General features: G+C 67.6%; 24 protein-coding genes. 13 read left to right on the forward strand and 11 right to left on the reverse strand.

From position 1 onward, the window contains the following. The first annotated feature begins 320 nt into the window (after nt 1–320). From ROA7023_RS24835 to ROA7023_RS16315, 11 genes are all read left to right on the forward strand, one after another. Entirely contained in the window at nt 321–530 is a 210-nt protein-coding gene (locus ROA7023_RS24835; protein ID WP_200812537.1) for a hypothetical protein, read from the forward strand. A 9-nt stretch (nt 531–539) separates the two neighbouring features. Beyond that, on the forward strand, nt 540–1,364 hold the full coding sequence (locus ROA7023_RS16280) for an extracellular solute-binding protein (RefSeq protein WP_200812538.1): 825 nt from the start codon (nt 540–542) through the stop codon (nt 1,362–1,364). Between the two features lie 66 nt (nt 1,365–1,430). Then, the gene (locus ROA7023_RS24840) at nt 1,431–2,246 is read left to right on the forward strand and encodes an ABC transporter ATP-binding protein (protein ID WP_234992271.1); all 816 of its coding nucleotides are present in this window, start codon (nt 1,431–1,433) and stop codon (nt 2,244–2,246) included. Beyond that, nucleotides 2,201–2,473, forward strand: a complete 273-nt coding sequence (locus tag ROA7023_RS24845) for a TOBE domain-containing protein (protein ID WP_234992272.1) — start codon at nt 2,201–2,203, stop codon at nt 2,471–2,473. Before ROA7023_RS24840 ends, ROA7023_RS24845 begins: the two co-directional genes overlap by 46 nt. Then, nucleotides 2,470–3,312 (forward strand): ABC transporter permease, encoded by an 843-nt coding sequence (locus tag ROA7023_RS16290; protein WP_143535598.1) that lies wholly within the window; start codon nt 2,470–2,472, stop codon nt 3,310–3,312. Before ROA7023_RS24845 ends, ROA7023_RS16290 begins: the two co-directional genes overlap by 4 nt. Further along, on the forward strand, nt 3,309–4,100 hold the full coding sequence (locus ROA7023_RS16295) for an ABC transporter permease (RefSeq protein ID WP_085880099.1): 792 nt from the start codon (nt 3,309–3,311) through the stop codon (nt 4,098–4,100). The genes ROA7023_RS16290 and ROA7023_RS16295 overlap by 4 nt, the downstream gene beginning before the upstream one ends. A gap of 1 nt (nt 4,101) precedes the next feature. Next, nucleotides 4,102–4,812, forward strand: coding sequence for a GntR family transcriptional regulator (locus ROA7023_RS16300; protein WP_085880100.1), 711 nt, complete (start codon nt 4,102–4,104; stop codon nt 4,810–4,812). Further along, nucleotides 4,809–5,639 (forward strand): FAD-binding oxidoreductase, encoded by an 831-nt coding sequence (locus ROA7023_RS23920; RefSeq protein WP_143535599.1) that lies wholly within the window; start codon nt 4,809–4,811, stop codon nt 5,637–5,639. The genes ROA7023_RS16300 and ROA7023_RS23920 overlap by 4 nt, the downstream gene beginning before the upstream one ends. Beyond that, entirely contained in the window at nt 5,639–6,184 is a 546-nt protein-coding gene (locus ROA7023_RS23925) for an FAD-binding oxidoreductase (protein WP_234992276.1), read from the forward strand. Before ROA7023_RS23920 ends, ROA7023_RS23925 begins: the two co-directional genes overlap by 1 nt. Next, nucleotides 6,181–8,145, forward strand: coding sequence for a hypothetical protein (locus tag ROA7023_RS24495; protein ID WP_159458549.1), 1,965 nt, complete (start codon nt 6,181–6,183; stop codon nt 8,143–8,145). Before ROA7023_RS23925 ends, ROA7023_RS24495 begins: the two co-directional genes overlap by 4 nt. A gap of 107 nt (nt 8,146–8,252) precedes the next feature. Then, nucleotides 8,253–9,542 (forward strand): DUF6537 domain-containing protein, encoded by a 1,290-nt coding sequence (locus ROA7023_RS16315; protein WP_159458550.1) that lies wholly within the window; start codon nt 8,253–8,255, stop codon nt 9,540–9,542. Between the two features lie 20 nt (nt 9,543–9,562). On the opposite strand, the gene ROA7023_RS16320 is transcribed toward ROA7023_RS16315, so the two are convergent. From ROA7023_RS16320 to ROA7023_RS16360, 9 genes are all read right to left on the reverse strand, one after another. Next, nucleotides 9,563–10,375, reverse strand: coding sequence for an enoyl-CoA hydratase/isomerase family protein (locus ROA7023_RS16320; RefSeq protein WP_085880102.1), 813 nt, complete (start codon nt 10,373–10,375; stop codon nt 9,563–9,565). A gap of 139 nt (nt 10,376–10,514) precedes the next feature. Then, nucleotides 10,515–11,309, reverse strand: coding sequence for a creatininase family protein (locus tag ROA7023_RS16325; RefSeq protein ID WP_085880103.1), 795 nt, complete (start codon nt 11,307–11,309; stop codon nt 10,515–10,517). Then, nucleotides 11,306–11,944: an NAD(P)H-dependent oxidoreductase gene (locus tag ROA7023_RS16330; RefSeq protein WP_085880104.1), complete on the reverse strand. Its 639-nt coding sequence runs from the start codon at nt 11,942–11,944 to the stop codon at nt 11,306–11,308. The genes ROA7023_RS16325 and ROA7023_RS16330 overlap by 4 nt, the downstream gene beginning before the upstream one ends. Further along, nucleotides 11,944–12,525, reverse strand: a complete 582-nt coding sequence (locus ROA7023_RS16335; protein WP_085880105.1) for an NAD(P)H-dependent oxidoreductase — start codon at nt 12,523–12,525, stop codon at nt 11,944–11,946. The genes ROA7023_RS16330 and ROA7023_RS16335 overlap by 1 nt, the downstream gene beginning before the upstream one ends. Before the next feature lies 1 nt (nt 12,526). Then, on the reverse strand, nt 12,527–13,930 hold the full coding sequence (locus ROA7023_RS16340; protein ID WP_085880106.1) for an FAD-binding oxidoreductase: 1,404 nt from the start codon (nt 13,928–13,930) through the stop codon (nt 12,527–12,529). Then, nucleotides 13,927–15,192: a cytosine deaminase gene (locus ROA7023_RS16345; RefSeq protein WP_085880107.1), complete on the reverse strand. Its 1,266-nt coding sequence runs from the start codon at nt 15,190–15,192 to the stop codon at nt 13,927–13,929. Before ROA7023_RS16345 ends, ROA7023_RS16340 begins: the two co-directional genes overlap by 4 nt. Nucleotides 15,193–15,195: 3 nt before the next feature. Beyond that, entirely contained in the window at nt 15,196–16,083 is an 888-nt protein-coding gene (locus ROA7023_RS16350) for an ABC transporter permease (protein ID WP_143535601.1), read from the reverse strand. Then, the gene (locus tag ROA7023_RS16355; RefSeq protein WP_234992273.1) at nt 16,083–16,865 is read right to left on the reverse strand and encodes an ABC transporter ATP-binding protein; all 783 of its coding nucleotides are present in this window, start codon (nt 16,863–16,865) and stop codon (nt 16,083–16,085) included. Before ROA7023_RS16355 ends, ROA7023_RS16350 begins: the two co-directional genes overlap by 1 nt. An 84-nt stretch (nt 16,866–16,949) precedes the next feature. Further along, a complete protein-coding gene (locus tag ROA7023_RS16360; protein ID WP_085880109.1) occupies nt 16,950–17,948 on the reverse strand; it encodes an ABC transporter substrate-binding protein in 999 nt (332 codons plus the stop codon). Between the two features lie 236 nt (nt 17,949–18,184). Here ROA7023_RS16360 and ROA7023_RS16365 point away from each other — a divergent pair, with 236 nt between their 5' ends. Together ROA7023_RS16365 and ROA7023_RS16370 are read left to right on the forward strand one after the other, a co-directional pair. Further along, nucleotides 18,185–18,580: a RidA family protein gene (locus tag ROA7023_RS16365; RefSeq protein ID WP_085880110.1), complete on the forward strand. Its 396-nt coding sequence runs from the start codon at nt 18,185–18,187 to the stop codon at nt 18,578–18,580. Between the two features lie 119 nt (nt 18,581–18,699). Further along, nucleotides 18,700–19,773 (forward strand): aminotransferase-like domain-containing protein, encoded by a 1,074-nt coding sequence (locus tag ROA7023_RS16370; protein ID WP_143535602.1) that lies wholly within the window; start codon nt 18,700–18,702, stop codon nt 19,771–19,773. 12 nt (nt 19,774–19,785) lie between these two features. Here the strand turns inward: ROA7023_RS16370 and ROA7023_RS16375 are convergent, their stop codons facing one another. Continuing rightward, nucleotides 19,786–20,547, reverse strand: coding sequence for an SDR family oxidoreductase (locus ROA7023_RS16375; protein WP_085880112.1), 762 nt, complete (start codon nt 20,545–20,547; stop codon nt 19,786–19,788). A gap of 1 nt (nt 20,548) precedes the next feature. Continuing rightward, entirely contained in the window at nt 20,549–20,662 is a 114-nt protein-coding gene (locus tag ROA7023_RS25495) for a 2-oxo acid dehydrogenase subunit E2 (protein WP_234992007.1), read from the reverse strand. Between the last annotated feature and the right edge of the window lie 12 nt (nt 20,663–20,674).

Here is a 20,674-nt window from a genome sequence, read left to right on the forward strand (position 1 = left end):
TGCCCGATTCGTGCGCATCTGACAGCGCCATGCGCAGATGTCACGTCCGGAGCCTCAAGAAGTTGCCTGTTTCGTGAGCGCTACCGGGGGCGGCTCTTATTGCTATCTCAAGGCGCGAAAAAGGTTTTTGATGAAATTTCCAATTGACTGCGGCGCTTTGGTTCGATCCAGGCAAATCCGGATTGATTCAGAATACTGTATACTATGTTCGTCCCGTCGGTATCCTTCGACCTGACAGGGTGCGGCGGGTGCGCCCTTTCTGACGGACAAGCTGGGCGCCCGTCGCTCGTTCAAGAGGGGAAAACAGGAACATGGTTTAAGTGAATCGCAGAACGGTCATTCGGGCGCTGGCGGCCCTTGGCGGCGCCGGCATTCTGAACGTACCCGGCCTCAGGGCCGCAACGGACAAGCTGGTCACCACCACCTATGGCGGCAGCTGGGAGCAGTTCTGGCGCGACACGCTGATCCCCGGGTTCAGTGCGGCTTCGGGCGTCAACGTGCAGGTCGATACCGGGCTGGGCCGGGTCTAAACCACCAACATGCGCGCCGCGGGCGTGGAAAACCCGCCCTACGGCGTGGTGATGACCAACGAGATCTTCACCGGCGTCCTGCGCAAGGAGGGCTTTTTCGAGGACCTCGACCTGTCGATGGTGCCGAATTACGCCGACCTCTACCCGATCGCGACCGCGGCCGCCGGCACCACCGGCGCCGTGGGCATGATCTCTCCCATCGGGATCGGCCATCGCACCGACCTGGTCGAGACGCCGCCGACCAAGTGGGAAGACCTCTGGACCAACCCGGAGTTTCAGGGCCGCATCGGCCTTTACAACATCGTCAATTCGGCCGGCAAGATGACCGTGATGATGGCCGGCCGCATCTTCGGCAGCGGGATCTACGACACCGACACCGACACCGCCTTCGCCAAGCTGGGCGAGCTGGGCCAGGTGATCCAGACCGATTTCAACATGTCGACCGCCTCTGCCGCGGGCGAGGCCATCGTCGCGCCCTTTGATTTCGGCGAGATCGCCCGCCTGCGCAACCAGGGCCTGCCGGTCGATTGCATCATCCCCGAAGAGGGGATGATGATGTGGGACCAGACCTTCTCGATCGCCAAGAACCAGACGACCCGAGAGGCGGCCTATGCCTACCTGAACTTCATCCTCAGCCCCGAGGCGCAGGACCTGTTGATGCGCGAATTCTTCGTGTCGCCGGTCAACACCAAGGTGTCCGTGCCCGAAGAGCTGAGCCGCGACGTGCCGGTCTACAGCGAGGCGATGTCGGGCCTGATCGAGTGGGATTGGGAATGGGCGAACGCAAATGCCGACGAGCTGACCCGCCGCTGGAACGAAACCTTCGGCGCCTGAACCGTCCAATCGGCACGCGGGGCCGGATCGATCCGCCCCGCGTGCCTGTCCAGTAAAGACGTCTCATTGGCTGAAGTTTCGATCACGTCGCTGGTCAAGCGCTATGGCGACGCGCTGGCCGTGGACGACCTCACGCTGACTGCCGCCGACGGGCAGTTCGTGTCGCTGCTGGGGCCGTCGGGCTGTGGCAAGTCCACGACGCTCAAGTGCATCGCCGGGTTCGAGGAGATCACGTCGGGCACCATCGCCTTCGACGGGCGCGACATCAGCGGCGACCTGCCCGAGGACCGCGACATCGGCATGGTGTTCCAGTCCTACGCGCTGTTTCCACACATGACCGTGCGCGGCAACCTCGCCTTCGGGCTGGAGATGCGGAGGGTCGGCCGGGCCGAGATGGCGCGGCGCGTGGATGCGGCCCTCGAGATGGTGCAGCTCGTGCCCTATGCCGACCGCTATCCCAGCGAATTGTCGGGCGGGCAGCAACAGCGCGTGGCGCTGGTGCGCGCCCTGGTGATCGAGCCCAAGATCCTGTTGCTGGACGAGCCGCTGGCCAATCTCGATGCAAAGCTGCGCGACGAGATGCGCACCTTCATCCGCGATCTGCAACAGCGGGTCGGGATCACGACCGTCTACGTCACCCACGACCAGAGCGAGGCGATGACCATGTCCGACCGCGTGGTCGTCATGTTCGCGGGCCGGATCGCCCAGGCCGCCCCCCGCGCGAGGTCTACGACCGTTCGGCAAGCGAGGCGGTCGCGCGGTTCGTGGGCAATGCCAACATCCTCAGGGCCCTGTCCGAGGGGCCGGGGCGGCTGCGCCTTGCCCCGGGTGCGCCGGTGGTCGAGGTGCCGGGGCTGGACGCGGGCGGCGCGACCCGCCTGATGGCGCGGCCCGAACAGATCGACATCGTGGCACCCGATGCCGACGGCGTGCATCTGCCCGGCAAGATCCTGTCGCGCTATTTCAACGGCGGGCATATGGATTACCGCATCGCCTCGGATGCCGGAGAGATCGCCGTCCACGCCTCGACCGCGCAGGACTGGGCGCCGGGCACCGCCGTGGGCCTCCGGTTCGACCCGGACCGGCTCTGGCCGCTGGAGGGCGCATGATCCGCCGGCCGCCCACGTCGTTGCTGATGCTGCCGGCAGCGGCGATGATCTTCTTCTTCGTGGTGCTGCCCTACATCAACGTGCTGGTGATGAGCTTTCGCGCACCGTCCGACACGACCCCCTACGGCGACGGCTTCACCACGGCGAGCTACGTCGACCTGGCCACCGATTCCTATTACTATGGCACGCTCTTCGACACGCTGTGGCTGGGCGGGGTGACCGCGGCGGCCTGTCTGCTGCTTGGGTTGCCGCTGGCGATGCAGATCCACCGGGCGCGGCCGGCGATGCGCGGGCTGCTCTACGGGCTGGTGGTCTCGCCCCTGCTGGTCGGGATCGTGGTGCGTAGCTACGGCTGGACGATCCTGCTGGGCAATGTCGGCGTCATCAACGCGAGCCTCAAGGCGCTGGGCCTGATCGAGCGCCCCTTGCCGCTGATGTACAACAGCTTCGGCATCATCGTGGCGCTGACCCACGTGTTCCTGCCGTTCATGGTGCTGCCGATCCTCTCGGCGCTGCAGGGGATCGACCCGGCCGTGGGCTCGGCGGCGCGGTCGCTGGGCGCACGCCGGGCAACGGTGTTCCGGCGGATCACCCTGCCGCTGGCGCTGCCGGGGATCCGGTCGGGGGTGGTGCTGGTCTTGGTGCTGGCGGTCTCGGCCTATGTCACACCGGCGCTGATCGGGGGCATGCGGGTCCAGACCTCGACCCTCTTGGTGGTTGATATCCTGATCGACCAATACCGCTGGCCTTTCGGGTCCGCGCTGGCCTTTGCACTGTCGCTGGCGGCGGGGCTTTGCGTGCTGGTCTTCGGCCGGCTGACACGGACGAGGTGGCTATGACGCGGGCAGGCACGATCCTGGCGAACACCTTCCTGGTGGCGATCTACGTCTTTCTGCTGGCGCCGATCCTGGTGGTGGTGCTGGCCTCGTTCAACGCGGGCAACTTCCTGACCTTCCCGCCGCAGGGGCTGTCGCTGCGCTGGTTCCTGGTGTTTCTCGACAACGAAGTCTTCCTCCGCGCGATCCGCTTTTCGGCCATCCTCGCGGTGACGGCGACGGCGATCTCGCTGGTGATCGGCACGCTGGCCGCGCTCTATTACGTGCGGCACGCGGGCCGCGACCGCGACATCGTCCATCTTGGCATGCTGTTGCCGCTGCTGCTGCCAGAGATCCTGACGGCGATCGCGCTTCTGTTCTTCTTTTACGAGATCGGGGTGGGCACGCGGCATTACCTTGCGCTGCTGACCGGGCACGTGCTGATGACGCTGCCGTTCGTGTTCCTCAACGTCACCACCTCGCTGCAGGGGCTGGACCCGACGACCGAGCTTGCGGCCCGCTCGCTGGTGGCGAGCCGGTGGCGGGCGTTCCGGCGGATCACCCTGCCGCTGGCCAAGCCGGGGATCATCTCGGGCGGGCTCTTCGCGTTCATCATCTCGTTCGACACGTTCGGCATCTCGTTCATGCTCAAGGGGACCGGCACGGCCCCCTTGCCGATCCAGCTCTATGACTATTTGCGGTTCAACTTCACGCCCGAGGCCGCGGCGGTCTCGACCTTCTCGATCCTGCTGTCGCTGGTCGTGATCGTCGTCTCCGACCGGCTGCTGGGCCTTCAGGTCAAAAGGTTCTGATATGCTTGCCGCGACACTTCCCGACCTGGCCGACCGAGCCCCTTTGGGGGAGGACGTCGCCCGGCATCTTGCCTCCGAGATCATCCGCCTCCGACCGCCGCCGGGCGCAAAACTGGTCGAGACCGAGCTTTGCGACCGCCACGGGGTGTCGCGCTCGCCCATGCGCGAGGCCCTACGGCTGCTGGAGTTCTGGTCGCTTGCCAAGCGGCGGCCGCGGTACGGGGTCTTCGTCGCGCCGATGTCGGTGCAGAACCTCGATGACCTGACCACCTGCCGCATCCCGCTGGAGGCCCGGGCCGCGGCGCTTGTGGCCGAGCATCCGAGCCACCCGCAGGTGGCCGAGAGGTTGCTCTCCCGCCTCGTCGCGATGGCAGAAGCGCAGGAGACCGGCGACGTGGAGGCCTGCTTTACCGCCAATCTCGCGATGATGGACAGCCTGCACGGCGCAAATCCGAACCCTGTCCTTGCGCGGTTGCTTGGAGAGGTGAACCTGTCGGCGCGGCGCTACCGCTATCTGGTCTATCAGCATTCGCCTGAAACCCTGACCATGCTGCTGGAATCCAACGCGGCCCTGATCGCGGCGATCCGCTCGGGCGATGGCGACCGGGCCCATGCTGTGACCGAAGAGATGGTGCGCAATGCCTGGCAATCCCTGCGCGTGCGCCTGCCCGAGTATCTGCGCCTGTCGCCCGACGGATCGCAGGCGACATGACGGCGCGTGCCGACCCTCTGCTCGATGCGCTCTCCGGATTGCCGCCCGGCGCCCTTCGCCTTGGCGCGGATGTGGGCGCGGGGCATGCGCGGGACATGTCGATGACACCGGGCGTGCTGCTGCGGCCCGGATCGACGGCGGAGGTCGCGCTCATGCTGGCGGCCTGCAACGACCTGCGACGCCCGGTCGTGGTGCAGGGCGGGCGCACCGGGCTGGCCGGTGGCGCAAGCCCGCGCGAGGGAGAGGTCGCCCTGTCGCTGGAGCGGATGCGCGACCTGACCGAGGCCGACCCGCTGACATCGACGATCATCGCCGAGGCAGGCGTGACCCTGCAGCGGGTGCAGGAGGCAGCCAGCGCCGGCGGCCTTCGCCTTGCCATCGACATCGGGTCGCGGGGCAGCGCCACGATCGGCGGGGTGATCGCCTGCAACGCGGGCGGAATCCGCGTCATCAGCCACGGCATGATGCGCCAGCATGTCCTGGGGCTCGAGGCGGTGCTGGCTGACGGCACGATCCTGTCGCGGCTGGGCACATTGGTGAAGGACAATACCGGAACCGACCTCAAACACCTGTTCATCGGCACCGAAGGGACGCTGGGCGTCGTGACCCGCGCGGTGCTGGCGCTGTCGCCGGAACCGGCCGACCTTGCCATGGCCTATTGCGCCCTGGGGCGCCTGGTGGACGCGCGCGGCGTGTTGCAATCCCTGCAGGCCCGCTTCGGCCGGCGCCTGTCGGCCTTCGAGTTCATCGAAGCGCGCGTCCATGCCGCCGCCTGCGCATTCGGCGCGGTGTCGCCGGTGCCCGAGGGGCAAGGGCCTACGCCATAATCGAAGTAGAGGCCTCGGGGCCGGGCGACTCCCATCTGTTCGAGTCGGTGCTGGCCGAGGCGATCGAGGCCGGGCTGATCCTGGAGGCGGTGGTGGCCCAGAACCGGCGCGAACAGGCGGCGTTCTGGCGGTTCCGCGAGACGCTGTCCGAGGCGGTCTTTGCCATGCATGACACCTACGGCTTCGACATCGGCCTGCCCGCCGACGCCCTGCCGTCGTTCCTGACCGAGACCGAGGACGCCATGGCACGGGTCGACCCGACAGCGCGGCCCTGGGTCTTCGGCCATCTCGGTGACGGCAACCTGCACTACATCGTGACGACCCAGGCCCCTGAGGCGGTCGGCCGGATCGTCTATGACGCGGTGGCCCGCAAGGGCGGTGCGCTGTCGGCAGAGCACGGGCTTGGGCGCGAGAAGACGGCCTGGCTCTCGCTGTTCCGCACGCCCGCGGAGATCGCGACGATGCGGCGGCTCAAGGCCGCCTTCGATCCCCGTCACATCCTGAACCCCGGGCGGGTGATGCCGCCGGAGGACGCCCCGGCATGAGCGATCTCGCACAACGCTTCGATGTGCCCGGGATGCGGGTGATGTCCGGCACCGAGGTCCTGGCGGAGCTGCCGCTTCTGATGGCCGCCCACGATGCGGCCCGTGGGATGCGGACAGGCGGCTATGTCTCGGGCTATCGGGGCTCGCCGCTGGCCCAGTTCGACCGCGCCCTGGAACGGCGGGCCGAGGCCTTTGCCGAGGCCGGCATCGTCGCGCGGCCCGGGCTGAACGAGGATCTTGCCGCGACCGCAGTCTGGGGCACGCAGCAATCGGGCCTTTATCCTCGGACCATGTCGGTCGAGGGGATTTTTGCCATGTGGTATGGCAAGGGCCCCGGGGTCGACCGGGCGATGGATGTCTTTCGCCACGCCAACGCCGCCGGCACCGACCCGCGCGGCGGGGTGCTGGCGCTGATGGGGGACGACCATCTCGCGGTTTCGTCCACGCTGCCGCACCAGACTGAACACGACATGATCGCGGCCATGATCCCGGTGATCGCGCCGGGCGGGGTGCAGGATTACGCACGGTTCGGCCTGCTGGGCTGGGAGATGAGCCGCGCGTCCGGGGCCTGGGTCGGGTTCAAATGCCAGACCGAACTGGTCGAGAGCAGCGCCAGCGTGGCGCTGGCCCCCCTGTCGCGAGAGGTGGTGCTGCCCGAAGGGGCGGGCACGCTCGGGCTGCGGGCGGGCGACACGCCCGCGGTGCAAGAGGCGCGGCTTTATCGCAAGCTGCAGATCGCGCAGGAGTTCGCCCGGCTGAACGGGCTGGCCCGGGACACGGGTGCGCAAGGCCCCGCGGCGCTCGGCATCGTCGCGGCGGGAAAGTCCTGGCTCGACGTGCTGGAGGCGTTGGCCCTGCTCGTCCTGACCGAGGAGACGGCCTCCGCAGCGGGCATCGCCCTGCGCAAGCTGGGGCTGGTCTGGCCGGTCGAGCCGGCGGGGCTCGCGGCCTTCGCGGCGCGGGCCGAGCGGGTGCTGGTGGTCGAGGAAAAGCGCGGGCTGATCGAGGATCAGGCCCGTGCGCTGCTCTATGATCTGCCGGCCGACACCCGCCCCGCGATCGCCGGCAAGACCGGCCCGGACGGTGCCCCGCTTCTGCCTGCCACGGGCGGGCTTGGCCCCCTGGCCGTCGCCCGCGCGATCCTTGCGCTGCTGCCGCCCGCGCGGCGGGAGGGGCTGGCACCGCTGCCGCATTCCCCCGCCCCCGCCCGCACGCGAGAGCCCTATTTCTGCGCGGGCTGCCCCCACGCGACATCGACCCGCCTGCCCGAGGGCAGCCGGGCGACGACCGGCATCGGCTGTCACATGATGATGATCGACGCGCCGGGCCGGAACACCTCGACCTTCACCCAGATGGGCGGCGAGGGCGTGTCGTGGCTGGGGCTGTCGCCGTTCAGCTCCGAAGAGCACATCTTCGTCAACATGGGCGACGGCACCTATGAGCATTCCGGCGTGCTGGCGATCCGCGCGGCCATCGCCGGGCGCGTGAACGCGACCTATAAGATCCTCTACAACGATGCCGTGGCGATGACCGGCGGCCAGCCCCATGACGGCCCGCTGACGGTTCCGCGGATCGCCGCGCAGATGCTGGCCGAGGGCGCCGCCCGGGTCGCCGTCGTCGCCGAACAGCCCGCACGCCTCGCGGGTCAGTTGCCCGGGGGCGTGTCGCTGGATCACCGCGACCTGCTCGACGCGGTGCAGCGGGACCTGCGCAGGGTCAAGGGCGTCACGGTCATCATCTACGACCAGGTCTTGCGCCGCCGAAAAGCGCCGCCGCCGCAAGACCGGCGCCCATCCCGCGCCGACGGCCCGCGCCGACGGCCCGCGCCTTCATCAACGAGGCGGTCTGCGAAGGCTGCGGCGATTGCGCGGTCCAGTCCGGGTGCATCGCGCTGGAGCCGGTCGAAACCGTCTGGGGCCCGAAACGGCGGATCGACCAATCCACCTGCAATGTCGACCTGAGCTGTCTCAAGGGGTTCTGCCCCAGCTTCGTCACGATCGAGGGCGCCACCCCGCGCAAGCCCGCCGCCGCGACCCTGCCCGATTTCGGCGCACTGCCCGACCCGGATGTGCCCGCCGCCGGCGCGGCAACCAACATCGTGCTGGCCGGGATCGGGGGCACCGGCGTCATCACCGTCAGCCACATCCTGTCGCGGGCGGCCGGGCTCGAGGGGCTGAGCCTGCAATCCCTGGACGAGACCGGGTTGAGCCAGAAGAATGGCGCCGTTGTCTCGCACCTGCGCCTCGCGGACGGCGGTGAACGCCTGCACGCGCCGCGCATCGCGCCCGGGGCCGCCGATGTCCTGCTGGCCTTCGACCCTGTGACGGCGCTGGGGGCCAAGGTCGCGCCGCTGCTGGCCGCCGGGCGGACCCGCGTGCTGGCCGATACCCATATCCCGCCCACGGCCGCCATCGCCCGGTCCGGCGGGCGCGCGGCGGACAGCGGCGCGATCCTCGACGCATTGCGGGCCATGGCGCCGGGGCAGAGCCATGACGTTCCGGCCACCCGTGCCGCCGAAGGGCTGCTGGGCAACGCGATTGCCGCCAACATGGTGATGCTCGGCCATGCCTGGCAACGCGGCCTGATCCCTGTCGGCCGGCCTGCGATGGAGGCCGCCATCGGCGCCGGACGCGCGGGCGAAGCCAACCTGCGGGCCTTCGCGTTTGGACGGTGGTCCGCCACCGATCCGGCCGCGCTGGAGGGTGTGCTCGGACCGGTGCCTTCGGGCTCCGAGACGCTGGACGCGCTGATCGCCCGCGGCGTGGCCCACCTGGAGGCCTGGCAGAACCGCCGGATCGCCGGGCGCTGGCGCAGACTGGTCGAGGCCGCCCGCGCGGCGGAAGTCGGGCAGGGGCTGGGTGAGGATTTTACCCGCGCCGTCGCCGTGACCGGGCTGCGGCTGATGGCCTACAAGGACGAATACGAGGTCGCGCGGCTCTATCGAAGCGACGCCTTCCGGGCGCAGCTCGCCAAGGCCTTCGGCGGCGACGCGGCGCCCCGCGTTCACATGGCGCCGCCGCTCTTGCCGCTGGGGCGGGACGGGCGCACCGGGCGGCCGCGCAAGATCGCCCTCGGGCGCTCTGCCCGCTGGACCTTTGCGGTGCTGGTGCGCCTGAAAGAGCTGCGCGGGACACCGTTCGACCCGTTCGGCCATACCGCGGAGCGCCGGGCGGAGCGGAGGCTGGCGCGAGAGTTCCGGGCGCTTGCCGAAGCGCTGACGCAGGAGCTGACCGCCGAAACCCACGCCCGCGCGGTCGAGACGGCGGAGCTGGGGCAGATGGTGCGCGGCTTCGGCCCGGTCAAGGCCGAGGCCATGGCCCGCTACGCGAGCGCACTGGCCGCGCTGCGGGCGCAATGACCGGTCCGCGCCGGCCGATGTCAGATGTCGAAGCCCTCGAAGGGGCCGTCGCGGAAGGCCGGGTATTCTTTCAGGCTCATCGTCGCGAGATTGGCCATCCACTCGCGGCCCTTGGTCGACACATGCAGCGCCGAAATCGCGCCCACGTTGTACTGGAACGAGGCGAGCATCCCCGCCGCGACCTGCTGATTGTTGATCGAGGCCTTGGCGTATTTGATCGCCGGCACCGGCATCCGCGCCAGTTTCCGTGCCAGCTTGTCCGTGGCCGCCGCAAGCTCGGCTTCGGGGACGACCTTGTTCACCAGGTGCATCCGCAGCGCCTCGTCCGCGTCGACCAGATCGCCGGTATACATCAGCCAGCGGACATCGCGCGAGGCCATCAGCCACGGCATCATCAGCGAGGGCGGGCCGGAATTGTGCCGCACCTCAGGCTCGCCGAACTTCGCTGTGTCGGCGGCGACGGTCAGGTCGCAGGCCATCATCATCTCCAGCGCACCGGCGAGCGCGTAGCCATGCACCGAGGCGATGACCGGGATCGGTGCCCGCCAGATGTTCAGCAGCGCCTCGGCGTTCTCGGACATGTCGTCCTGCCAGGTCTCGATATCGACGTCGTAGTCGGCCCCCTGAAGATCGTAGCCGGCGGAGAACGTGCGTCCCGCGCCGACCAGGACCAGCGCATTGACCTTGGGGTCCCTAGCCGCCTCGGCCACGGCGGCGTTTATCTCGCGCACCATGGCCTTGTTCATGGCGTTCATCTTGTCGGGCCGGTTCATCGTGATCGTGGCGAAGCTGTCGGTCTCGTCCTTCTCATACAGGATCGTTTCATAGCGCATGGCAGCCCCCTTCGGCCCGGATGAATCTGAGCCTGAAGGGTGCCATGTGGACGAGGAGCTCGCAAGAATAAATATAAATAATACAATGACTTATGAAGTTTCAGCCGTGGCGAGCGCGGGGCTTTGACGTGGCTTTTCGTCAGACCTCGGGGCGGACCAGTTTGAAAGCATCGAGGCTTTGCGCCTCGACCTTGCCCAGCAGGCCGAGCACGTCGGTCACCATCTTCTCGGCGGTCGCCCGGCCTTTCTCGGCGGTGCCGAGATGCGCCTCGCCCACCGTGCCGCTGGGGTTGAGGTCCGAGGCGATCCAGCCATAGGCCACCCCGCCAATGGGAGGGATCGCGCCGGTCTCGGCGGTCGAGCGGAAATCCTCCGCCGCGTCCATGTCGACGGTATCGGGCCGGAAATGCAGGACCAGCGAGGTCTCGGCGTCGCCGCCGTGGATGCCGAAGCTTTTCTCCTGCTGCGAATAGAGCCCCTCGGGGGTGCCGAAGGCGCCCCAGCCAAGGCGGACACAGAACATCCCCGCCTGCACCCGCAATTCCCGCGACACGATGGAGATCAGGTCGGCGTTGCCGCCGTGGCTGTTCAGGATGACAATCTTGCGGATGCCGGCGCGGGCGACGGAGAGGCCGATCTCCACCCAGGCCTTCAGGGCGGTCTCGGCGGTCAGCGTGAGGGTGCCGGCGGCCCAGAGATGCTCGTTGGATTTGCCGATGCATTGCAGCGGCAGGATCCGCAGGTCCAGATCCTCGGGGCAGCGCTCTTTCAGCAGCGTGACGAGGCCCTCGTTGATGATCGTATCCGTGCCGACGGGCAGGTGGGGCCCGTGCTGTTCGATCGCCGCCACGGGCAGGATGGCGATCGTCTTCATCGGGTCGATGTCCTGGTATTCGGGGGCGCGGAAGTCTTTCCAGTCCAGCCGTCTAGTCATTGTGCAGCCTCTTGCGTGGTCGTTGTGTGTCGCTCCGCGGATTTGATGAGCCTGTCCATGGCCGTGCCGACGCGGGTCAGGTACCGTCGCCGGCTTTCGGGGGTGGAGCTGTCCATCAGGTAATGCGCGGCAAAGACCTTGCGCACGCGGGGCCGCAACAACAAGCCGACTCCGCGCAGCAATTGCCGCCGGCCCGGCGCACCGACGAACCGGGTCAGCCACCAGCTTGCGCCGCAGGTGGTGAAGACGCCGAGCCGCCCGATATGGTGCAGACCAGGGCGGATGGTCCGGTTCTCGGCGCTGGGCATGTGGAACGCCACATCGGGCAGCAGCACCCGGTCGAGCCAGCCTTTCAGCATCGCCGGATGACCATACCACCAGGTCGGGTAGACGAAGATCAGCGTGTCGCACCATTCCACGTCCTTGCAATGGTCGTCGACGGGCGCTCGGTTGGCGGGCGTGTCGAGGTAGCCTGTCCACTCCGCATCCGTTAGCACGGGCTGGAACCCTTCGGCATAGAGGTCGCGCAGGCGGACCTCGGCCCCCGCGGCGGTGAGCTTTTCGAGCACAAGGTCGCGGACGCCGGCGTTGAAGCTGGCGGGCGAGGGGTGACAATAGACAACGAGGGCGCGCATCAGAACCGCTCCATCTCGGACGTCACGCGGGCGAGGAACGCGGCGCGTTCTGGCTGGCCTGCGTTGTTCATGTCGTTGAGCGCGAGATAGCGGACTTTCGGCGCTTTGGTCACGCCCCAGACGGCCCGGGTCACGAGCTTGCGCGGCGGATCGCCGGCCAGGAAGGCCCGCCAGCGCGTCGCGCCATAGGTCGTGACGGCGGCGACCTTTCGGATGTTGTCCAGGCAGGGCTTCAGCCCGCCGTCGTTCGTGGTGAACGACACGCCCGGCAGGAAAACCCTGTCGAAATAGCCCTTGAGTATCGCCGGATAGCCAAAGTTCCAGACCGGGAACACCAGGACCAGAGCGTCGGCCGCCCGTAGCCTGTCGACATATCCCTGCACCGGGGCGGTGTTGACCTCGGTGTTGTGGTAATCGCGGCGTTCCTGCGCGGTCAGGACCGGGCTGAAGCCCTCGGCGTAGAGGTCGCAATCGTCCACCTCCCAGCCGCCGCGGGTGAGGGCGACGACGGTGGCGCTGTGCAGGGCCGACGAAAAACTCTCGTCGCAAGGATGGGAGAAAACAACCAGCGCCTTAGGCATGCTACTCGGCCGCGCTCTTGATGCCCGGCCAGGCATACATCCGGTCGTAGCCCCAGTCGGGATCGTCCCAGGCGATCATCTTGCCGGGGTTCAGCAGGCCCTTGGGGTCGGCGTCGCGCTTGAACTCCAGCTGTCGGGCATCGACGGCCTGCCGCCCGCCTTCCTCCAGCGTATAGCGATGGGGGTTGAAGTTGGGGGCACCCATCTCTTCGTGGATCCGGACGATCTCGTCCAGCCGCTCTTCGGTCGTGAACTTCACCAGGCTGAGGCCCCCCATGCCGATCCTGCCGCCCTGCCGGGTGACCTCGATATGTTGAAGGACCTCGGGCGAGAACTTGGCCCGCACCCGTTCGATCAGGCCGATCGGATCGTCGGTGCCGTAGCCGACCTGAAGATAGGTGATCGACGGATCGACCTTGAGCGCCCGCAGGGTGGTGTGGTTCCAGCCGTATTCGAACACCAGGCCGGGGTCGCGGGGCCAGTCGGACCTGTCCGAGCGATAGATGACCTCGGCATTGGGCCAGGCCTTGGTGAAGGTCTCGAACCCGGGCATCGCATGGGGGGCGACCATCAGCGCGACCACGACCTGGCCGGGGGTCACGTGGGGTTTGACCCGCTGGAAATAATCGTGGGCGATAGGGGCCTCGAACACGGTGACCAGCTTCAGCAGCAGGCCGTCGCTGGCGGCCAGCGCGTAGGAATAGCGCAGCGCCTCGGTGAAATTGTCGAAGGTCAGGAACAGGCCGACCCAGTCATAGGCCGGGGCCAGCGGGATCTCGATCTCTGTGATGATCCCGTTGGTGCCGTAGGCGTGGCTGACCCGGTGCAGGTCCTCGCCGGCGATCTCGAGGACGCGGGGCTCGGCCTCCATGGTCACGACGCGCAGGCGGATGATGTTGCCGACATCGCGCAGCGCCCCCCAATGGACCGAGCCGACACCGCCCGACCCGCCGGCGACGAAGCCGCCGATCGTGGCCGTGGCCCAGGTCGACGAGAACATCCGCAGCTCCTGCCCGCTGTCGGCCTTGCACGCGCCGTCGATGTCCTTGAGCAGGCAGCCCGGCTCGACGATGGCGCGGCCGGGGTGGATTTCGCGGATCGCGTCCATCTTGTTGAGGTGCAGGATGCAGCCGCCGGCCAGGGGCACGGCCTGGCCATAGTTTCCGGTGCCGGTGCCGCGCGTGGTGACGGGCACGTCGTGGGCGTAGCAGACCTTGAGCACCTCGATGACCTCGGCCTCGGTCCGCGGAGAGACGGCGAAATCGGCGACCAGATGATCCAGCCGCGCCTTCAGCACCGGCGAATACCAGAATAAATCGCGGCTCTTGGATTTGACCGAGGCGGGCTTGGTGTCGATGTCGAGATGCGACAGGGCGGCGATGGCGGCGTCGATATTCGGGGTCATGCGGTCCTCATCAGCGGGTCAAGTTCCGCGTAGTCGGGCAGGGTGGTGTCGATCCGGACGCCCTTGCGCAGAACGACGCGGTCGGATTGCGGGCGGGCCAGAAGCTCGTTGAAATTGCGCGCGTTGCAGATCACCAGATCGGCGGGCGCACCGGGCGCCAGCGACGGCGCCTCGAACCCGCAGGCGGCGGCTGGGTTGGCCAGGAACGCCCGTGTCCAGGGGTAGTCCGAATGGTCGAGGTGGCCGATCCGGGTCGCCTCGCGCATCACCTCGATCATGTCCAGATCGCCATAGGCATAGAACGGGTCGCGGGTGTTGTCCGAGGCGAACGAGACCGGGATCCCCCGCGCGACCATCTCGTGGACGATGGTGATGCCCCGTTTGCGGGGCGTGCGGTTCGGGTGGCGGTCCTGCAGGTAGAGGTTGCACATCGGCAGGCTCACGACGTTGAGCCCGGCCCTCGCGACCAGGTCCAGTGTCTCCAGCGCTTCGGCCTCGGGCATCACCGACAGCGAGCAGAGGTGGCCGACGGTGACCGGCCGGTCATAGCCGGTGTCGATCACCTTCTGCGCCAGGTCGCGCAGGGTGTTGACGCCGGGGTCGAGGGTCTCGTCGACGTGAAAGTCGACCTCCAGCCCCTTGTCCATCGCGACGGCAAAGAAGCGGTCGATCTGCGCGGTGAGGTTCCCGCTCGGGTAGGTGACCATCCCCAGCACGCCGCCTTTCGAGGCGACGATCGCGGCGGTGTTCGGGAAGGAGTCCTCCAGGACATAGTCGCAAGACACCAGCGAGGCGGCCTGCAGGGCGATCCGGTCGGCCCAGTCGGCGCGGACCTCGTCGAACACGGCCCAGGAGATTTCATCCTGCGGCGGGTGGCTGTCGAGATGGGTCCGGATCGCGCCGGTCCCGTGCGCATGGGCGCAGCGCAGGGCAAAGGTCATCCGCGCCCGCACATCCTCGGCCGCCCAGCGGGAGGTGCTGTCCGCGCGCACGGCGTTGATTGCACCGTCGAACGTGCCGGTCGCGTTGGGCGAACGCGGCCAGATGTGGCCCTTGTCGAGATGGGTATGCATGTCGACGAAGGTCGGAAACACCATCGCCCCGGCCATGTCGATGGCGGCCTCGGCGCCGGTCCCGGCGATCTTGCCGTCCACGATGGTCAGGTCGATCTTCGCCAGCTCCTGATCGGAGCCGACAAGGCACCCCGGAACGTGCAGCCCTTCCAGTCGGACGGGGCCATCGGGGATCTTGGGAATTGCCATTCTTCAGTCTCGCTTGAGGGCGCTCTCATGCCATTTGCGCAGGGCAAGGTGGCTGATGAGCGATGTCGTCATGTAGATCACCACGCCGGTCAGCGCGATAAGCAGAAGCGCCGCGAACATTCGGGGGATGTTCAGCCGGTAGCCCGCTTCGAGGATGCGAAAGGCCAGCCCCGAGCCGATGCCGCCGGTGCCGGCGACATATTCCGCCACCACGGCGCCGATCAGCGCGAGCCCCCCGGCGATCCGCAGACCGCCCAGGAAATAGGGCAGGGCCGAGGGCAGTTGCAGAAAGCGCAGCCGCTGCCAGCGCGAGGCGCGGTAGATGGTCATCAGGTCGCGCAGGTTGTGGTCGGCCGACTTCAGCCCCAGCGTGGTGTTGGCGAGGATCGGAAAGAACGCCACGATCCAGGCGCAGAGCAGCAGGCCGACGAGACGGCTTTCGATATAGATGAAGATCAGCGGCGCGATCGACACGATCGGCGTCACCTGCAGGATCACCGCGAAGGGCGAGAAACACATCTCGGCGAACTTGCTCTGGGTGAAAAGCACCGCGAGCCCCACGCCCCCGATCACCGCGACCGCAAGCGCCATGGCCGTGATCTTGAGCGTCACCACCAGCGCCTGGCTGAGCGTGCCCCAATCCTGCACCAGTGTCTTGGCCACGAGGCCCGGCCCCGGCAGCACGTAATGCGGGATCTCGTTCCAGACGACGATGCGGTCCCAGAACCAGATCGCCAGCGCCATCACCAGCGCCGGCAGGACCCAGCGGGCGATCTGTTCGACCCGCCTGGCCCTGGCGCGGCGCTCTTCCTCGGCGTCGAAAAGCGGGCCGCCGCCTGTTTCGTTGGCGGTCACGGCGGATTTCGTGCGGGGGCTGTCTGCGATGCTCATCAGTGGGTCTCTCCCGGGGCGAGCGCCCCGTGCAGCGTGTCCGAGGTCTCGCGGGCGATGGCGGAATATTCGGGGGCCGTGCGCCATTCGATCCCGCGAGGATAGGGCGCATCCACGATGATTTCCTTGATGATCCGGCCGGGGCGGGCAGCCATGACCAGGATCCGGTCCGACAGGAAGACGGATTCGAACACCGAATGGGTGACGAAGACGACCGTGGCGCCGGTCTTGGCCTTCAGCGACAGCAGGTCGTCGTTGAGCTTCTGCCGGGTGATCTCGTCCAGCGCGGCAAAGGGCTCGTCCATCAGGATGACGCGCGGGTTGGTGACGAGGGCGCGGGCGATCGAGACGCGCATCTTCATCCCGCCCGACAATTCACGCGGATAGCTGTTGGAGAACTTTTCGAGCCCGACGAGCGACAGCGCCTCCTCGATCCGGTCCTTGACCGCGGCATAGCTCTGCCCGCGCAGGCGGAACGGCAGATGCACGTTGCGGGCCACCGTGGCCCAGGGCATGAGCGTCGGTTCCTGGAACACGACGCCTAGGTCGTCCTGGCCCTGGCCACCCTCCCAGGTGATCCGGCCCAGCGTCGGGCTCATCAATCCGGCGATCAGGCGCAGGGCGGTGGACTTGCCGCAGCCCGACGGGCCGAGCAGAGAGATGAAATCGCCCTGGTTGACGTCGAGCGACAATCTGCGCAACGCCACCACACCGCCGTTGAAGGTCTTGTCGACCTCCTGCATCCGCAACACGGTCTCGCGCTGTCCAAGCGGTTTGATCATCCGGTCGTGAGAACTCATCGGCGGCCCAAATCTCGCGGAGGAGGGGCGCGGCCACCCCGACCGGCGGCCGCGAATGGTGTCGGATCACTCGGGGCGCAGCTCCATGCCGACGCCCTTGTTGACGAAATCGAGCGTATAGGAAGCCTGGTAATCCAGGCCCGGTTCAAGCACACCGGCCTCGACCATCTTGGTGTAGAAATCCTCCATCCGGGCGTCGGTCATGGCACCGATCCCCAGTTCCAGCGCATCGCCGCTGTCGACGATCCCGTATTCGATCATCTTCTCGACGGCGTAGTCGATGGCCTCCTGGGTCATGTCCGGATTGTCGGCCAGGATCATCTCGTTGGCGGCCGAGTTTTCACCGTAGAGGTAGTTGTACCAGCCGATCGCGGTGCCATCGACAAAGCATTGCACGGCTTCGGGGTTCTCCTCGACGAATTGCTTGGTGCCCTGGATCGTGGTCGAGTATGAGGTGTAGCCCGCGTCGGCGATCAGGTGGACATCCGGCGCCCAGCCGGTTTCGCGCTCGACGGCGAAGGGCTCGGAGCTGAGGTAGCCCTGCATGGCGCTGTCCTCGTTCACGATGAACGGGGCGGAGTTGAACGTGTAGGGCTGGCGCTGATCGTCGCTGAAACCGTAGGCGGCCTTCATCCACTCGTAATAGACCGCGCCGTCCTGCACGATCATGGTCAGGTCGGTCATGCCGGCGAAATCCTCGACGCGGCCGGGATGGGTCAGCAGAACCTGCGGCTCTTTCTGGAACGACGCGGCGACGTTGATCAGCGGCAGGTCATTGGCGACGGCGAAGTAGGCGTCAAGGTGCCCGCCCATGTAGAGGTCGATCCGACCCGCCAGCATCAGCGCCTGGTTGTTCACCTGGGGGCCGCCGGACAGTATCGTGACGTCCACGCCGCAATCGGCATAGGTCCCGTCGGCGACCGACTGGTAGAAGCCGCCGTGTTCGGCCTGCGCAACCCAGTTCGTGCCGTAGGTGATCTCGACGTTCTGCGCGAAGGCCGGCCCGGCCAGAACCGCAAGCAGGCCCGCGGCCCGCACCCCGTCGATCGGTCTGAAATTGGTCATTCGATGTCTCCCGGAAGATGTCCCAAGGTCGATTGAGCCCAAGTCCGGCGCGTTGAGGAACGCAGGCCATGGATACAATGCACGTAAAGTGGGATATGCACAAAAAATATACCTCCACCGGCATTCTCTGCTGCCTAATAGCGCCGGCGGCGACAAGTTGGGTGGGGCAAGCGGCGGCCTGCTGGACGCCTTCGGGCGCGAATGAGAGAAACTGACCCGCAATTGTAGGACGCGACATGCTGCGGAAACTCACGCCGGCCGGCGTTCACCCCCCGTTCGGAAAATACGTGCACGGCATCGAGGTGCCACCCGAGGCGCGGCTGGTGATGACCTCCGGCCAGCTTGGCCTGGCCGAGGACGGCGACGTGCCCGAGACCGCGTTCGACCAGGCCATGCTGTGCCTGCGCAGCTGCGGCGCGATCCTCGCCGAGGCGGGCATGGGGCCGCGTGACGTGATCCGGGTCAGCGCCTACGTGACCGACCGGGACTACATGGCCGAGTACATGCGGGCCCGGGACATCTGGCTTGCCGACAGCGGACATGAACCGGCCTCGACCCTGGTGATCGTCAGTGGCTTCACCCGCCCCGAATTTCTCGTGGAGGTCGAGATGACCGCAGCGAAGTTTCCCTGACGGCGGCACGATCCGCGGGCCTGGTCGAATGCCACGCGGGCCGGGGAAGCTCCATCGCCGCCGGTCCTGCCGGGCGAGAGGACCGTGAAAACCGCCGCCGGGACGACCGCGACCTGACGATGAACCTGCCACCGGAGCCCGACGACCCAGACCTGCTGGCAAAGATGCAGGACGGGCTGCAAACGGTTTCGACGAACTTGATCGCATTGTTGCGCTATCAATCCTCCACCGGCGGCACGGCCGACAAGGAGGCGGCATCGTCCTGGCTGTCCATGCGCGGCATGGTGCCCAGCCTCGAGCGGATCGCGATCACGCCGGGCGCCCACCCGACGATCCTGTCGATCCTGCTGCTGCTGGCGCGGCCCGGCGACGTGATCCTGTCCGAGGACATCACCTATCCCGGGGTGCGGGCGATCGCGGCCCGGCTGGGGCTGACGCTGGTCGGGCTGCGCGGCGATGCCGACGGCATCCTGCCCGACGCGCTGGCCGATGCGATCGACGAGCATTCGCCCCGCGCACTCTACCTCAACCCGACGCTGAACAATCCCACGACCCGGACCATCCCGCTTTCCCGCCGGCAGGAGATCGCCGAGGTGCTGGTTCGCGACCACCTGCCGCTGATCGAGGATGATGCCTATGGCTTCATTCCGGCCAATCCGCCCGCGCCCATGGCGACGCTGGCGCTGGATCTGACCTGGCATATCGGTGGGCTGGCCAAATGCATCGGCGCGGGGCTGCGCCTGGCCTTTACCGTGGCGCCCGATGCGCGGGCCGCGGCGCGGTTGGCGCAGTCGATGAAGGCGATCGCGGTCATGCCCCCGGCGCTGTCCATGGCGCTGGCCACGCGCTGGATCCAGGACGGCACCGCGGACAGCATCCGCCGCTTTATCCGCAACGAGACCGCGGCGAGGCAAGAGATCGCCCGCACCGCGCTGGGCCGGTTCGAGATGGATGCCGATCCGTCGGCCTTCAATGTCTGGCTGCACCTGCCCGAGGGTCGAAGCCGGGCCGAGATCGTCGGCCGCATGTCAGGCACCGAGACAGGCGTCATCCCCTCGGACGCATTCACCGTTTCGGGGCCGGCGACAGAGTCCGTGCGGGTCTGTCTTGGCGGCAAGGTCTGCCGGCAGGGCCTGACGGATCGGCTGACGGACCTCGCCCTGGCGCTCGACCCCGATGCCTATCCGGGCTGAGCCGCGGGCGCCCTAGCGGCCGAGCCAGCCCCCGTCCACGGGCAGGATCGTGCCGTGGATGAACCGCGCGTGTTCGCTGGCCAGAAAGACGACGGGCCCCGCGATCTCGTCGGCCTCGCCCCAGCGCCCGACGGGCACCCGGGCCAGCAGGGCGGCCGTCCGCTCGGGATCCTGCTGCAGGGCGGCGGTATTGTCGGTGGCAATGTAGCCGGGCGCGATGGCGTTCACGTTGACGCCCTTCTCGGCCCATTCATTGGCCAGCGCCCGGGTCAGCTGTGCGATGGCGCCCTTGCTCGCCGCGTAGCCGGGCACGGTGATGCCGCCCTGGAACGACAGGATCGAGGCAACGAAGATGATCGAGCCGCGCCCCCGGTCGACCATCCTGCGCCCAAGCTCGCGGGCGAGGATGAACGGGGCGTCGAGGTTCACCGCCAGGACATCGTCCCAATCGCTGTCGGGGTGGTCGGTGGCCGGCGCCCTGCGGATGATGCCGGCATTGTTCACGAGAATATCGACCTCTGTCCCGGCCTCGTCGATCCTCTGCAGCATCTGCCCGATCTGGTCGCGGTCCGACAGGTCGCAGTTGATCGGCATGAAGCGCCGCCCGAGGGCCGCGATCTCGGCGCCGAGGCCGCCGTCCTGATCCTCGATCCTGGTGCCGATCCCCACCACGTCGGCCCCGGCCCGGGCGAAGGCCAGGGCGATGGCCTGCCCGATCCCGCGGCTTGCGCCGGTGACCAGCGCAGTCTGTCCGGAGAGGTCGATCGATATCATCTCAGACCATTATTCTTTCAGGTTTTTGTATGAGTTGTGTGAGTTTTTTTGTGAACTTTGCGGCGTCTGCGCCGTTGAGGGCCCTGTGGTCGTAGGAGAGGTCGAGGGGTGTCATCGGGACGGGTTC

The sequence above is a fragment of the Roseisalinus antarcticus genome (genome assembly GCF_900172355.1).
In the GTDB taxonomy this organism is placed as follows: Bacteria; Pseudomonadota; Alphaproteobacteria; order Rhodobacterales; family Rhodobacteraceae; genus Oceanicola; species Oceanicola antarcticus_A.